This is a genomic window from Sorangiineae bacterium MSr11954 (genome assembly GCA_037157815.1).
Lineage (GTDB): Bacteria > Myxococcota_A > Polyangia > Polyangiales > Polyangiaceae > Pendulispora > Pendulispora albinea.
Genome location: CP089984.1, coordinates 1,261,037 through 1,276,447, shown reverse-complemented (window position 1 = coordinate 1,276,447; position 15,411 = coordinate 1,261,037). Strand labels below are relative to the sequence as shown.

General features: G+C 68.4%; 11 protein-coding genes. 5 read left to right on the top strand and 6 right to left on the bottom strand.

The features are described 5' to 3' along the window. Position 1 precedes the first annotated feature (1 nt). From LZC94_05220 to LZC94_05205, 4 genes are all read left to right on the top strand, one after another. Positions 2-1,975, top strand: a complete 1,974-nt coding sequence (locus tag LZC94_05220; GenBank protein ID WXB16678.1) for a BatA and WFA domain-containing protein — start codon at positions 2-4, stop codon at positions 1,973-1,975. 12 nt (positions 1,976-1,987) lie between these two features. Then, positions 1,988-2,548, top strand: coding sequence for a hypothetical protein (locus tag LZC94_05215; GenBank protein WXB16677.1), 561 nt, complete (start codon positions 1,988-1,990; stop codon positions 2,546-2,548). After that, positions 2,545-3,702, top strand: coding sequence for a formimidoylglutamate deiminase (locus LZC94_05210; GenBank protein ID WXB16676.1), 1,158 nt, complete (start codon positions 2,545-2,547; stop codon positions 3,700-3,702). Before LZC94_05215 ends, LZC94_05210 begins: the two co-directional genes overlap by 4 nt. A gap of 205 nt (positions 3,703-3,907) precedes the next feature. Further along, positions 3,908-5,488 carry a hypothetical protein gene (locus tag LZC94_05205; GenBank protein WXB16675.1) on the top strand — a complete coding sequence of 527 codons (1,581 nt, stop codon included), beginning with the start codon at positions 3,908-3,910 and terminating at the stop codon, positions 5,486-5,488. Between the two features lie 48 nt (positions 5,489-5,536). Here LZC94_05205 and LZC94_05200 read toward each other — a convergent pair whose 3' ends face one another. Beyond that, positions 5,537-7,459: a phospholipase C, phosphocholine-specific gene (locus LZC94_05200; protein ID WXB16674.1), complete on the bottom strand. Its 1,923-nt coding sequence runs from the start codon at positions 7,457-7,459 to the stop codon at positions 5,537-5,539. A 206-nt stretch (positions 7,460-7,665) separates the two neighbouring features. Between LZC94_05200 and LZC94_05195 the strand changes: the two genes are divergently transcribed. Beyond that, entirely contained in the window at positions 7,666-9,033 is a 1,368-nt protein-coding gene (locus tag LZC94_05195) for an MFS transporter (GenBank protein WXB16673.1), read from the top strand. Here the strand turns inward: LZC94_05195 and LZC94_05190 are convergent. The 5 genes from LZC94_05190 to LZC94_05170 all read right to left on the bottom strand — a co-directional run bounded on the left by LZC94_05190 (position 8,996) and on the right by LZC94_05170 (position 15,181). Beyond that, positions 8,996-9,688: a phosphonatase-like hydrolase gene (locus LZC94_05190; protein WXB16672.1), complete on the bottom strand. Its 693-nt coding sequence runs from the start codon at positions 9,686-9,688 to the stop codon at positions 8,996-8,998. The two genes, LZC94_05195 and LZC94_05190, sit on opposite strands and share 38 nt — an antisense overlap. Beyond that, a complete protein-coding gene (locus LZC94_05185; protein ID WXB16671.1) occupies positions 9,685-10,782 on the bottom strand; it encodes a TIGR03364 family FAD-dependent oxidoreductase in 1,098 nt (365 codons plus the stop codon). The genes LZC94_05190 and LZC94_05185 overlap by 4 nt, the downstream gene beginning before the upstream one ends. Before the next feature lie 169 nt (positions 10,783-10,951). Beyond that, positions 10,952-11,281 (bottom strand): rhodanese-like domain-containing protein, encoded by a 330-nt coding sequence (locus LZC94_05180; protein WXB16670.1) that lies wholly within the window; start codon positions 11,279-11,281, stop codon positions 10,952-10,954. A gap of 605 nt (positions 11,282-11,886) precedes the next feature. Continuing rightward, complete coding sequence (locus tag LZC94_05175) at positions 11,887-14,268, bottom strand: SufS family cysteine desulfurase (protein ID WXB16669.1); 2,382 nt, start codon at positions 14,266-14,268, stop codon at positions 11,887-11,889. Further along, positions 14,255-15,181, bottom strand: a complete 927-nt coding sequence (locus tag LZC94_05170; GenBank protein WXB16668.1) for a hypothetical protein — start codon at positions 15,179-15,181, stop codon at positions 14,255-14,257. Before LZC94_05170 ends, LZC94_05175 begins: the two co-directional genes overlap by 14 nt. Positions 15,182-15,411 lie beyond the last annotated feature (230 nt).

Sequence of the window (15,411 nt, the reverse complement as noted above, 5' to 3'; positions counted from 1 at the left end):
CGTGTCGTTCGTCGCCGCCCTCGCCCTCTTCGTCGGTGTCCTGGTGGTCGCGCCCTACTTGGCGCACCGCCTGCGACGCAAACGCGCCGACGATCGCCCCTTCGCGGCCGCGCACCTGGTCCCGCCGGCGCCGCCGCGGGCGCGAAGGCGCTCGAGCCTGGAGGACCGGGCGCTCTTCGCCACCCGCGCGCTGTCCGTGCTGGCCCTCGCGCTCTTGGGCGCCTCGCCGCTGGTGCGCTGCTCGCGCCTCTCACTCTCGCGCTCGAGCGGCGCGTCGGTCGCGCTGGCCATCGTGCTCGACGACTCGATGAGCATGCGCGCCAGCGCCGAGGGCGATCCGCAGCGCGGCACCTCGCGGTTCGAGCGCGCGCGGCAAGGTGCGCGCGAGCTCCTGGCCTCGGCGCGCGAAGGCGACGCGGTGGCCATCGTGGCCGCGGGCGAGCCGGCGCGCGTGGCCTTGGCGGCGACCACGGATTTGCGCGCGGCGCAGGCGGCGCTCGACGGGCTCGCGGAGAGCGATCGCGCCACGGATCTGGAGGGCGCCGTCGCCATGGCGCGCGCCTTGGTGGGGCAGCTGCCGCAGGTCGACAAGCGCGTGGTGGTGCTGAGCGATCTGGCCGACGGGCACTCGGACCGGCCGCCGCTCGGTGAAGGGAGCGACATGCCCGTGTGGGTCGCGCTCCCGGAGCTCCGCGCCTCGGGCAACGATTGCGCGCTGGTCTCGGCCGATCGCGCGGGCCTGCGGGTGCGGGCGCGGGTCGCGTGCAGCCAAGCTTCGGGCGCGGCGGGCCGCGAGGTCACCCTGACGGACGGCGACAAGGTGGTGGCCAAGGTCGCCGCGCCCCAGACGACGCCCGGCGACGCCGTGTTGATGCTCCCCGCGGAGCCCGCCGGCGAGCTGCACGCGCACCTGACGGGCACCGACGCCATCGCGAGCGACGACGTGGCCACGGTAATGACCGAGAGCGGACCGGGCGCCATCGCGGTCATCGGCGATACGGCGGCCGAATCGGCGGCCACGGGCGGCGCGCCGCTCATCGAGCAGGCGCTCGCGGCGCTCAAGCTCGAGATTGGCGTGCGCCCCATCCCGGTGTTCCCCGAGCGGGCGGAGGATCTGGCGGCCTTCGTGGGCATCGTGCTCGACGATCCCCCCGGCCTCACCCCCGAGCAGCGGCGGGCGCTGGGCGACTTCATGGGCAACGGCGGCGTGGTGCTCCTCGCGCTCGGTCCGCGCGCGGCCGTCGCGCCCCTGGGCGCGTCGCTCGAGCCCGTTCTGGCGCACGCCGTACGCTGGGAGGCGGTGCCCCCGAATGTCGCAGGCGCCGATCCGGGGAGCGCGCGCGGCGGCCTCGAAGAGGCGTCGACGACCTTGCTCGATCTCGACGCGAGCCGCCGCGCGGTGCTCGACCTCGAGGACGTGGGGTCGCTCGGCAAGCTGCTCACGTGGAAGGATGGCGCGCCCCTGGTGGCCGAGCGCTCCTCTGGACGAGGCGAAGCGTGGGTCGTCACCTTGCCCTTCAGCGTGGACAGCAGCGACCTGACCTTGCGCCCCGGCTTCCTCTCGCTGCTCGACGTGTGGGTCGAGCGGGCGCGCGTGCACGCGTCCCCGAGGCGCGGCGGGGTCGGCGTGCCCTGGGTGTTCGCGGGCGTCTCGCACGTAACCATCCGCGGGCCCAAGGGCCCCATCGAGGTGCAGCGCGAGGGAAACACGTGGCGCGCGAGCCCCCCGCTCATCGGCACGTACCAGGTGGCGGGAGGCGATGGAAAGCACGAGATCCGCGTGGCGACCCCCGACGTGCGCGAGCTCGATTTCCGTCCGCGCGCGGTGGCCAAGAGCGCCCTCGGGCGCGACTTCGGCGACACCCACGCGCAGGTCGACGTGTCGTGGGCCGTGGCGCTGGTCCTCCTCTTTCTCACGGCGTGCGAGCTGGGGCTGCGCGTCTTTTCGTCCACCGCGGCGCCGGTGGAACCGTGAGATACTGACGGCATGCTCGTCTCGAGGTGCGCACCTCCACCGCGGATGATCGCCGCCGCCGTCATTCTAAGCGGCTGCGCGAGCGCGGGCCCTTATGGCCACTCCGCCACGTACGCTCCGCTGGCCGAGGAAGAGTCGGCCGCGGCCGGGGTGCGCGACTACGATCCCCTCTCGTACGCGCGCGATCCCGGGGGCTGGCGGAAGCACAAAAGCTCGCTCTTTGGCGTGGTCACCGCGCGCGCGCCCGGCGCGGGCGGCGCGACCTATGTCACGGTCACCGTTCGCCGCTTGGAGCCCAAGAACCGCTGCGAGCGCGCCGGCTCGGACGACACATGCCGGGTCACGGTCACCGATCGCGACTTCGGGGCGGTGCACGCGCTGGTGCGGCTCAAGCCCGAGGACGACATGGGCACCCAGGCGCTGGGCGCGGGCTCCCTCGTCCGCGTGATCGGCACCTTCGGGCAAGACGTCGACGCGGGCGACGGAGGCCCCATCCTGCGCGCCGACTACTACCGCCACTGGCCCCGAGGCCAATACGTCACCCGCGCCAACCTCGACGAGACGCGCCCATGACCACCCCGCTCCTTCTCACCTTCCCCGCCCTCGCGACCGCTCACTCCCACGCCTTTCAACGCGGCATGCGCGGCGGCGCCCAACGCCGCGGCCTCCGAGGCGAGGACGACTTTTGGACGTGGCGCGGCACCATGTACCAGCTGGCGAACGCGCTCACCCCCGAGTCGATCGCCCGAATCAGCCGCGTGGCCTTTCGCGAGCTGCGCCTCTCCGGCGTCCGCACGGTGGGCGAGTTCCACTACGTGCACCATCAGCCCGACGGCACACCGTACGCCCAGCGCACCTTGCTCTCGGACACGGTCATCGAGGCCGCCAAGGCCGAAGGGCTCCGCATCGCGCTGCTGCGGGTCGCGTACCATCGCGCCGGTGCCGGCAAGCCCGCCGAGCCGTTCCAGGCGCGCTTCTGCGATCCGAGCGTCGACGCCGTTCTCTCCGACGTCGACGCATTGCGTGCAAAATACAAGAACGATCCCGACGTGCGCGTCGGCCTGGCGCCCCACTCGGTGCGCGCGGTGCCGCCCTCGTGGCTCGGCCCGCTCGCCGAATACGCCAGGCGCCACCGCCTCCCCTTTCACATGCACGTAGCGGAGCAGACGCGCGAGATCGACGAGTGCGTGGCCGAAACCGGGCGGCGCCCCATCGAGCTCTTGGACCACCTCGGGGTTCTCTCGCCCGAGTTCGTCGCCGTGCACGCCACCCACCTGACCGACACCGAAGCAAAGCTCCTCGGCGCGCAGCGCTCCTTCGCCTGCATCTGCGCGACCACCGAGCGCGATCTCGGCGACGGCCTCCCGTCCATTTCGGCCTTGCGCGCAGCGCAGGTGCGGCTCTGCACGGGGGTCGACAGCCATGTGATGACCGATCCCTTCGAGGATATGCGCTCGCTCGAGACGCTCGAGCGCCTGCGCACCCAGAGCCGGGTCACCTTCTCGCCCGACGGCGTCTCGCCCGCGGAGCAACTCTGGCGCGAAGCTTCGCTCGAAGGCGCCGCGGCGTGCGGCTTCCCGGATCCGGGCGGAGACGTCGTCTTGCGTCGCGACCACCCCTCGCTCGAGCTGGTGTCCGACGAGCACGTCCTCGACGCCATCGTCTTCGGTGGAGGCCCCGCCCTGGTCGAGCGCCTCGAGCCTGCACCGCGCGCCGCAACGCCGTAGCCGCGCGACGCCGTAGCCGCAGGTCGAACCTGGCAACCCACCGTGGACGGCGCCGCCGCCTCCGCGGATTGGCGCGCGTCTTTAGAAAAATACGCCCGCAGAGTGACGGAAGGATCGGGTAGGCGCCAATTCACTCGAGAAGGCTCCACGCCCGAAAGGCGAATTACGTCCACACCCTATGGGCTCGCCGGCCCGAGTGAACGTCATGATCACCCGCTCCGTCGCGGCACGGATCTTCTGTGCCTTTTACGTCGTATTCATGATCACGTCCTCCGGCAGCTTCGAGATCTCGGATGGAGGACAGCGCTATCAAACTGCGGTGTCGTGGTTCGAAGGACACGGCGGCGATCTCCAATACATCGCAGGCCCCCGCGAGGGCGCGCAGGGCACGCAAGGCCGTCGATTCTCGTATTACGGACCGCTCCAATCCGTCTTGATGCTCCCCGCCATCGCCACCTCGCGCGTGCTTCTCCTGCACGCATCGCCGGATCGGGCGGCGAAGCTCGCCATCGCATTGGTCATTACCCCCGCCATCTCCGCGCTCACATTGCTTCTGCTCTTTACGTTGCTGCTCCGTATGGAGTTCGCGCCGCGCATCGCGCTCTTCACCACGATGGTGATGGGGCTCTGCACGCCCTTATGGCACTACTCCCGCACGGGACAAGAAGAAAACCTGGTCGCGCTCGCGTGGGTCATGGTCCTTCACGGCTTGGTCCGCATTCACGCGGCCGATCCGCGCGGATTGTTCTGGGCGGCCGCCGGGGCCTCCACCGCCATCGCCACCCGTTTGGCGACGGGCCCCGTCCTCGGCGTCTTGGGCGTGGCGATCGCCGTGGAGACCGTGCGCACGTGGAGAACTTTGCAAACGATGCGCCGCGTGCGCGGTGAAGACCGCTTTCAACCCTGGATACGCTGCCTCGTCCCATCGGCCGCCCTCCTGGGGGCCGTGGTCGCGCTGCTCCTGCTCTACAACACGTATCGCTTTGGCGACCCTCTGGAGACGGGTTACGGCATCGCATTTCGCGAGCTCCATATGTCGTTGTTCGATACGCACGACATGCTGCCGCGCATAACAGCCCTGCTCTTCAGCCCTCACCGGGGGCTGCTTTGGTATTGTCCTTCGCTGGTGATCCTCGCCGCGCTCCTCGAAACGCCCTTGCGCGGGATCACGCGCCGCGCGGGCGGTTATGCCCTTTGCGCGTGGTGCGCGAGCCTCCTGTTCTTCGGTACGTATACGGTTTGGGACGCGGGGTTCGCCTGGGGGCCCCGTTTCCTGGTGGCGCCGCTGGTGCTGCTGGCCCCCTTGTTCGCGGCCGTGTTCGCGAACGGCGTGCGGCTCTATCCATGGCTCGCCTTCTCCGGGTTCGTCCAGATGCTCTCCGTCATGGTGGCGGCGGGCGCGGAGAACTACCGATTCGCGGTCATGAACGAGGCCAGCGCAGGCACCTGCACGCCATGGGTCTGCGGGTGCACCCCGCTCTGCCTCCGGCTCCCATGGACGGTTCGTGCGGTGGAGGCGGTGTGGAGCGGCGCGCGATTTCCCTCGTTCGAGGACGGCGCCGCGCTGACCCACGCGCAAGTGCTCGCGTCATCCGATTACAACACCGTTTATTGGTGGCTCGTGCGCCTGGCCGAGCGCACGCACGCCATCCCTCCGAGGGCTGCGTTCCTCGTGAGCTTATTGGTCCTCGCGGGAGCGCTCTTCGCTCTGTTCCAACTTCATCGAAGCCTCGCCCCCGGCCAAGCGCGCGAATACCTTCTTCCCGTGGAGTCTCGAAATGGGTGAGCCGCCGCGCCCCATCCTAGAAAGGCGCGGCAGCCCCAGCACCGCGAGCTACCCGCTCACGCTCACGGCGCCCGTCTCGACGTGGCCGACCAGCCGCTGAACGAAGCTCGGGTCGGAGGAGAGGGTGACCGTCAGATCGTACCAACCGCTCCCGTAAATGCCGACGCGCCATGTATCGGAGAGGCTCTGGCCGGGCGCCACCGCGAAGGTCCACGGGCCGTCGGTCCGGTAGTTGTTGGCGGTGACGGTGACGGTCACCTGGGAGCTGCCTTCGTTGGTGAAGGTCAGCTCCACGGTCCCTCCTTGCTCGGTGGTCACGTGCGAGGCGACCGCGAAGGTCTTCCCCGCGGCCCCCAGATCGCCCGCGAACCTTCGGAGGAATCGGTTCGGACCATACACGGAGAGATCGTATTTGCCGCCCCCGAACGCGCGGGCGTTGAACGAATCCGAGATGGGCGTTCGTGCCACGTCGTATTGCCAGGGCCCGTCCGTGCGGTACCTGTTCGCATAAGCCGAAAAGTGCACGGTGGAGGCGCCGGCATTGGACATATCGATCCACACCTTCCCGCCCGCCACGTCGGCGCGCAGGGTGGCGTTGGGCTGGTACGGGAGCGCCCGCGCGGGCCGCGTACCGCGCTCCTGGACGGGCATGCGCTGGTTCTTCGGAGGCCGAACGGTCACCACGCGCCCCGGCGCGGAGTCGGGGATGGGCTTCAGCGCCGAGGGCCAGCCCACCACGGGGCTCGCCAGATCGAGGGTGCGCGTCAGATCGCCGCAGACCGCGCGGCGCCAGGCCGAGATGTTGGGCTCCTTCACCCCCGTCACCACCTCCAAGAACCGCAAAATGGACGTGTGGTCGAACGTCTCGGAGCACACGAACCCGCCGCGGCTGAACGGCGAGACCACCAGACAGGGAACGCGCGCGCCCAGGCCGATGGCTTCGCCGTTCACGAATTCATCCGCCGTGCCGTCGGGGGGAATGGGCGCGGGCACGTGATCGAAGAACCCATCGTTCTCGTCGTACGTCAGAATGAACACGGTCTTGGCCCAGACGTCGGGCGAGGCGGCCAGCGCGTCGAGCAACCGGCTGGTGAGCGCGATCCCGCGGACCGGGCCGTTGGTCGAGTGCTCGCTCCACGCCGTTCGCGCCACCAGCCACGAGACCTTGGGCAGCTTGTTCGCTTGAATGTCCGCCTTGAAGGCCCCCACCAGGTCGTCCACCACGGCCATGCCGCGATCGTAAAGCGGATTACCGGGCTTCGCCTCGCGGTACTGTTTGAACCACGCCAGCGCGTTGTCGTCGAAGTTGTCCTTCTCCTGGTACACCTTCCAGCTGACGCCGGCGGCCTCCAACCGCTCCGGATAGGTCGTCCACGTGCGCGCCTTCGACTCGTCGTTGTTGGTGACCGGCCCGCCGCCCGTGCCCCGCGGATCGATCGTACCGCTCCACAAATAGAGGCGATTGGGGTTCGTCGAGCTCATCACCGAGCAGTGGTAAGCGTCGCAAATCGTGAAATGATCGGCCAGCGCATAATAGAATTCGAGATCGCTGCGCTCGTAGTGCGCCATGGTGAGCAAAGTCTTGTGCTTGACCCAATCGTCGCACAATCCACCATTCCACGCGCCGTGCGCGTCGCCCCACGCGTGCGGTGTGCCGTTCATGTACTGCTCGGTGGTTCGAAACGGCAGCAGGGTCGACGAACCATTCGGCTGGTAAAAAACCGACTTTCCCGATTGCAATTGCAAGGCGCTTCGATCGGAGAACCCGCGCGCGCCGCGCAGGGTGCCGAAGTAATGGTCGAACGACCGATTCTCTTGCATGAAAATCACGACATGCTCGATGGCATCGAACGAGCGAAGGGACTGCACCTGGGCAGCCAGAGCCTTTCGCAGGTGCTTCGGCAAGAGGTTCATGGCCGCGGCGCCGCCGGCGGAAGCGGCGGTGAGCTTCAGAAATCGTCGGCGATCCATCGCACGTGTCTCCCGTTGAATGAAGGACGCAGTTGATCGTGAGTGCGAGCGTGAATATCAAATTACCGTCGTAAGAGCGAAGAACGAGCTACGTTCACGCGGAGTTTTCGAGCGCGAGCGATCCTCGACACCGAACCGACGCAAGAGCCACCTCGGTGTGACGGATCCGCTGCTTCGATGACACCGGCGTGGTGTTCGATGCGCCCATGGTCCACGCGGCGAGCCATCTTTCGTCCCGCGGCGCGCGCCGCGTTCGAGTCGGTGTTTTTGCGCTCAGTTGGCTGGCGTATGCATCGTACTACATCGGTCGAAAACAATTCGCGGTCTCCAAGGCCAGCATGGCGTCGCAGTACCATCTCGGCACCACCGCGCTCGGAAACATCGATACCGGTTATTTGGTGGCCTATTCGCTGGGAATGTTCGCCTCCGGGGTGCTCTGCGATCGGATCGGGCCTCGCCGGCTGGTGGGGTTCGGGATGATGGCCTCGGCGGCGGCCGTCGCGGCCTTTGGCTTCTCCAACGCGACGACGTGGTTTGCGTTGGCCTTCACCGCCAATGGATTCGCGCAATCGACCGGATGGCCCGGAACGATCAAAGCCATGACCCCGTGGTGGTCGTCCTCGGAGCGCGGCAAAGTCATGGGATGGTGGTCCACCTGCTACCAAGTGGGCGGCATTGCAGCCACCGCCATCGCCACGGCGCTGCTCGTCCGCTGGGGGTGGCGAATGGCGTTTTGGGTGCCCGCGCTCTGGATGACCGTGGTCGGTGCATGGGTGCTGCTTCGATTGCCCGAGGCCCGCCAGGCAAACGCGCATGGCGTCGACGCGCACCACGCAAACGCGAATGCCAGCGCGAACGCGAGCGCCACCGGCCGCGGAGCCACCCGCGCTGGCGCCGCCGGCGGCGCCGCCGACCGCGCGCCGAGTCCGCGCCATGTCTTGCGTCAGATGGAAGTGTGGTATCTCGGCTTCATCTATTTTGGATTCAAGCTGATACGATACAGCCTGCTCTTCTGGCTACCGTTTTACCTGGAGAAGCAACTTGGATATTCCACCGGGCAAGCCGGTTACTCCTCCATTTCGTTCGAGGCGGGCGGGATCGTCGGGACCATTGGCAGCGGGCTGCTCTTCGATCGGCTCTATCATCGGCGCAGGCACTTGATCCTGGTGATGACGTTCGGCCTCGGCCTCGCCTTGGTGCTCTACACGAAGGTGGCCGCGTGGGGGATCGCCGTGAACTTCGGCGCCATGGCCATCGTCGGGTTCATGCTGTTCGGCCCCGATGCGCTCATCTCGGGGGCCATGGCGCAGGAGCTCGGGGGGCCCTCCGCGTCGGGCTCCACCTCGGGCGTGATCAACGGCATCGGCTCGGTGGGCGCCATCGCGCAAGGCACGATCACCGCGCTGGTGGCGACCCACTACGGGTGGGACCGCGTCTTTCATCTGTTCATCGGGCTGGCGTTCGCGTGCTCGCTGGCGCTCGTCCCGTATGCCTTCGGGCGGCGCGCCACCCCGGCGCCTACCGGCGCGGCGACGGCTACGGCGCCGCGCGAAGGAGCCCGGGCAGCGCCGTGATCGCATCGAGCACGTGGGTCGCGCCCGCGGAGAGCAGCGCGTCGCGCTTGCTCGCCCCGGTGAGCACGCCCGCCACCACGCTCGCCCCCGCGCACGATCCGCTCCGAATGTCGGACGGCGTATCGCCCGCGACGGCGACCGCGCGAACGTCCGAGACGCCCAGGCGAAGGATCGCCGTGAGGATCATATCGGGATAGGGACGCCCTCGTCCCGCGTCGCCGGGGCACAAGGCGAGGCTCACGAGCTTGCGCCAGCCGAGCGCATCGAGGATGGCATCCTGCGTGGGGCGCGCAAAGCCGGTGGTCAGCGCCACCTGGATCCCCGCCTCGCGCAGCTGCTCGATGGCCTCGACCGCGCCCTCGATGGGCGCGATGCGCCCGGCGCGGACGAGCGCCGCGTACGCGTCCTCGAAGCGAAGGTTGGCCGCCTGCGCCTTGGGTTCATCGGCCAAGAGGGCACGAAAGACGTCGATCTTGCTCTGCCCCATCGTGTCGCGCACGAACCGCAGCGCCTCCTCGTAGCCCGGCGAGCCCGGGGCCATGCCCTCTTCCGCCGCGATGGCGGCGGTGAAGGCCTCTTCGACGAGACCATCGTCACGAACGGTCGTACCGGCCATATCGAGGCAGGCCAATTGCCACTTTCGTTTGATGGTCACGGCGCCAACGTCTCTTCGGCGATGGCGGGCGAGCACGTCATGCCGCGCCCGCCCGGGCCGGTCACGAGAACGACGCCCGGCGCCACCGTGGTGCGATGGTAAAGGCCGGAGGCGCCGGGTCGCAGTTGGCTGTAGACGCCAGCCCAGCGACGGCGCACGGGCGGAAGCCGGCGGCCCAGGATCTGCTCCGCGGTCGCCAGCAAGTGCGCGTAGGGCTGCTCGTCCAGGTCGAAGTCGAACGGCTCGTCGTAGGCGTGGGTATCGCCGATGGTGAGCGAGCCATCGAGCCGCTGCACGACCAGGAGCTGCATATGGTGCTGGCGCGCGATGAGCGCCTGGGCGCCGAGGCCCTTCAGGGCGGGAACGTCGAAGGCCGGGTAGTAGCGAAGGGAGTCGCCGTCGGCAAACGAGGTGGTCAGCGTTTCGCCGTAAGGCTCCGTCTCCAGCATCTGCAGCCGAACGCGGCGAACGCCGGCCGTGTGCCGGGCCAGCATGCCGCGGTGCCAAGCGCCGGTGGTCAGCACCACCCGATCCCCACGATGCGTCTCGCCGCGATCGTCGGTGGCGGCATGATCGGAGACAGCGACCACCTCGCGGCCCGGCAGCCACGTGTATGTCTCGCGGCGGCGCAGCCAGGTCTGGATGGCTCGCACCGCCTTGCGAGGCTCGACGGCGCCATCTTGAACGCAGTGGAGCGCGGCCGAGAACTCGCCGTGCAGCGCAGGATTCACCCGCTGCGCCTCCCGGCGATCGAGCAGCCTCACGCCGCGTCGATCGGCCTCTGGCGCGCGCGCCACTTCTTCGAGCACGGCGACCTCGGCGCTGGTGCGCGCCACCGTCAGCGAACCATTGGGTCGGAAGCCCACGTCGGGCACATCGGCCGCGACCTTCTCCCAGAGGTGACGAGCCCGCAGCGCCAGCTCCAAATCACCGCCGGGCGCGCGTCCGCTGATCCACACGAGCCCGAAGTTGCGCACCGATGCGCCGCGCGCTTCGTCTTCCCGCTCGATATGGGTCACGCGAAATCCGCGCTGCACCGCAAAGAAAGCGTGCATCGTGCCCACGATGCCGCCGCCCACGACGACGATATTCATGTTCGAGGCGTTCTTACGCCGTGCGCCGGGGCATGCGGCGCACAAGGACGCGACCTACGCGTGACTTTTTCGTGGCACCGTGCCCATCGAGACGATGGCTGCTACGCGCGCGCCTTACCTCGGCCCTCGCAACCCTATGCGCGCACGCCGCGGCGAATCCCCTCGTCCGTCAGACGGCGACGCTCAGATCCTGAACCAGCGGCAAACCGGCCTTTGCCCAGCCGCGCGTTCCGCTGTTCAGATTGTAGATCTTGGTGAATCCCAAGGACGCAGCAACCCGAGCTGCCGTTTGGCTGCGCACGCCCGCCGCGCACACGAAGAGCACACCGTCACGCGGAAGCGCCGCCTTGGGGTTCGCTCGGAACTGATCGAGCGGAACGAGACGCGCGCCGGCAAGATGTCCCGTGGACCACTCGTTTGCGTCGCGAACGTCGATGACTTCGACTTCACCGCGGGAAATGAGCTCGTTGGCTTGCTGCGGACTAACAGAACGAACCATACGTCTACTATAACGAACATCTTCAGACCTTCAAGCGGACATCATCCATCTTTTTTCCCCATGCAAGACGAGCACATGGAGCGCAGCCGCCGCGTGCGCCAGCCGCCGAGTTCGTTCCGCAGAATGACCGCATCGTCGCTATAACGGATCGCGTCAAAAAATCATCATCCGGCCCTTTTCCCTATAAAACCGCCGGCCTACGCGCTTTCGGCCCTCGGACGCCTAAGGAAGAGACCGTTATGGCGACGCCGTTGCTCGACGCCCCGTCTCTTGAAACGACGAAGGCTCCACAAACGCTGAAGGCTCCACAAACGACGAAGGCTCCACAAACGACGAAGGCTCCACAAACGACGAAGGCTCCACAAACGACGAAGGCTCCACAAACGACGAAGGCTCCACAAACGCTGAAGGCTCCACAAACGCTGAAGGCTCCACAAACGCTGAAGGCTCCACAAACGCTGAAGGCTCCACAAACGACGAAGGCTCCACAAACGACGAAGGCTCCACAAACGACGAAGGCCCCAGACCCCAGGAACGACGTCCTGGAAACCTGGAGCCCGGAGCTGGCCGCGGCGAAGCGTTTCACCCCGAAGGGCAACGCTTCGTCAGATGCCGCGCGAAGAGCGCCCCGCTTGAAGCCGCAGCAAGGCGGCGACGAGCGCGTCGATGTCCTCGTAGGTGTTGTACGGAGCGAGCGATGCGCGCACCGTGCTCTCGACGCCGAAGCGCCTGAGGATCGGCTGGGCGCAGTGGTGACCGGAGCGCACGGCGATGCCCTCCTGATCGAGCAGGCCGCCGACGTCCTCGGTGCGAAGGCCGTCGAGCACGAAGGAGAGCACGCCCGCCTTCTCCGGCGAGGTGCCGATCATGCGCAGCCCCGGCACGCGCGCGAGGCGCTCTTCGGCGTAGAGGCGCAGCTCGTGCTCGTAGCGCTGGATGTTCACCAGGCCGAGGGAGCTGACATAGTCGAGCGCAGCCCCGAGGCCCACGGCGTCGGCGATGTTTCCGGTGCCGGCCTCGAAGCGGCTCGGGGGCGGCCCGTAGGTGGTCTTCTCGAAGGTGACATCGGCGATCATGTTGCCGCCGCCTTGCCAGGGCGGCATGATCTCCAGCTCGTCGGTCGAGCCGTAGACGACGCCGATGCCGGTGGGCGCGAAGATCTTGTGACCGGAGAACGTGTAGAACTCGCACCCGAGCTGCTGCACGTCGACCGGCATGTGCGAGACCGCTTGGGCGCCGTCCACGTGAACCCGCGCACCGTAACGGTGCGCCATGTCCACCATCTCGCGCGCGGGCGTGATGGTGCCGAGCGCGTTGGAGACCTGCGTGAACGACACCAAGCGCGTCTTGGGACCGAGCAGCCGCTCGTACTCCTCGAGAATGACCTCGCCGCGGTCATTCACGGGCGCCACGCGCAAACGCGCGCCCTTCTCGGCGCAGAGCTGCTGCCAGGGAACGATGTTGGCGTGGTGCTCGAGCCAGGTGATGACGATCTCGTCGCCGGCCGCGATGTTCCGCCGCCCCCAGCTCTGCGCCACCAGGTTGATGCCCTCGGTCGCGCCGCGCACGAAGATGATGTTCTTCGGCGAGGGCGCGTTCAAGAAGCGGCGGACCTTGTCGCGCGCCGCCTCGTACGCGTCGGTCGCCCGTGCGGCCAAGGCGTGCGCTGCGCGGTGCACGTTCGAGTTCTCGTGCTCGTAGTAGTACGCGAGCCGGTCGATGACCGCCTGCGGCTTTTGCGTGGTGGCCGCGTTGTCGAGCCAGACCAGACGGCGGCCATGCACGCGCTCCTCGAGGATGGGAAAGTCGCGCTTGACGACGTTCGCATCGAAGAGCCCGGGCGCCGCCGGAGCGCGAGGCTGCGCCACCACCTCGGGGCTGAACTCGTACCGCTGCCCGGGCGTGGCACCCTTGGGAACGGATGGCGCCAGGACCTCGGCCGTCAGAGGATCGGCACCGGCCAGCGCCGAAGCGAACGAGGTCGGAACCGCAGGGACCGCCGATGCCTCGGGAGCGAACGGAACGGATGGCACGGACGGCGCCGATGGAACCGACGGCACGGTGGAAACGGTCGGAACGAAGAACGTCTCCCCCACCTGGAACGGAATGTCGAACGTCACGCCCGACAGATCCGGCGCGCCCGCGCTCGGGACCGCAGGCGCCGAAACCGCCGGAGCGGCGGGAGCCTTCGCGCTCGCCGTGGGCGCGGCCGCCGCCGACGCAGGGAGCCCCGCGTGCTGCAGGTAATAAGGAGGAACCGACGCGGAGGGCGCGTCGATCCCCTGCGCGCTGGCCACGGCCGGCACCTCGGTGGTGGCGACCGCGCGAGGCTCGCCCGCTCCGACACCGGACGCCAGCGCCGGCACCGCAGGGACGAAGAACGCATCGCCCACCCCCAGCTTCGAGGACACCGGAACGGGCGCGCTGGGCGCGGAAGCACCCGGCACCGGAGCGTTGGGCGTGATGGCGCTGGACGACGCGGGAAGCCCCGCGAGCTGGAGAAAATACGGTGTGGCCGGCTCCTGGGGACCCTTGGGGCTCTGCGCGCCCAAGCTCGCGAGCTCGACGGGGCCTGGCGTGCCCACGTTCTCTGCGAGCAACGTTGGCACCGCGCGGAACTCGCGCTCGGTGGGCGGGGGCGATGCCGCCAGCGGGGGTCGATGCACGAACCCCGGCACGGGCGGAAGGTTTCCGGAGCCCGGTGAAAGGCCGCCGCCGCCGACGTTCATGGCGTGCGGACCGACCCTCGGAGGCGCAATGGGCGCGGGCGGCGCGGCGGGTGCGAGTTGCGCCGTGGCCAGCGCGGGCTCCGCCGCGTTCACCGCCGGGCCGGCAGCACCCAGGGGGCCATGCGAAAAGAATTGGTTCGCGAGACGCTCGATCTCGCGCGCCACGGAGACGGCGAGATCGCCTTCGGACGTATCGACCGAGGCACCGCCGGCACCTGCGGCGGGCACGAGGTCGGCGCCGCGGTTACTTGTACTCATGGTAACGGTCGACAGCCACGTTTTCGAGAACGCCGAGGGCGTCTTCGGTGAGGACCGCCGCCGAGCAATACAGCGAAACGAGGTAGGAAGCCGCGCCCCGCTGATTGATGTGCGTCAGACGGACCGACAGGCTCGGGCTCACCTCGCCGGGGAGGCCGGGCTGGAACAAGCCCACGACGCCGCGCTTCTTCTCGCCGGTGCGCAGGAGCAGGATGCTGGTCTTGTTGTCCGTGATCCCGAGCTTGTCCGACGGGATGATGGGGATGCCGCGCCACGTGATGAACGGCGAGCCAAAGAGGCTGACGGTTGCCGGCGGAACACCGCGGCGCGTGCACTCGCGCCCGAAGGCCGCGATGGCCCGCGGGTGCGCGAGGAAAAAGGCGGGCTCCTTCCAGACCTTGGCGATGAGCTCGTCGAGATCGTCGGGGGTGGGGGCGCCGGCGCGCGTCACGACCCTCATGTTGGGGGCGGCGCTGTTGAGCAGACCGTAGTTCGGGTTGTTAATGAGCTCACTCTCCTGGCGCTCCTTCACCCGTTCGATGAGGACGCCGAGCTGCTCGCGAACTTGGTCCATCGGGCTGCGGTACAGGTCCGAGATGCGCGTCTGGACCTGGATCGTCGTGGTGACGGTGCTCAGGGTGTATTCACGCGGCAGCTCCTCGTAGTCCACGAGGGCGGTGGGCAAGTCGTCGGCGTCGCTGGGGCTGCACTCGATGCCGATGCCCGCTTGGTGCGCGTCGCCGCCTTCTTTGACCTGGTTGACACGGTAGGTGCCGGCTTCCACCGGCGTCCACGGCAGGAGGCTGACTAGCCACCGCGGAGTAACCCCCACCCATTGCGGCGGGGTCTTTGTGGTGTTCGCAAGTTGTCGCGCGGCCGTCGCGCCAAGAGTCTGAGGGGCGTTCGTCGTCATGTGAGCTTGCTCCAAGGGAGGCTGTATCCATCCGGCCGAGCGGCCGTTGGACCCGAAGTCGGGACACGCGCCCGAAGGTGAGCGCATCGCGACTCTATGGGCGCCTCCCCCGATCTGCAATGCGACAGGAGGTGCCGAAGCGGCTGGAACCCGCCCGCGCGTCTCTTTCCTCCGATGGAGCGGACGCGCGACCAATCAAGCGGATCCCCGGGGGGTGGAACGGGGTGGAT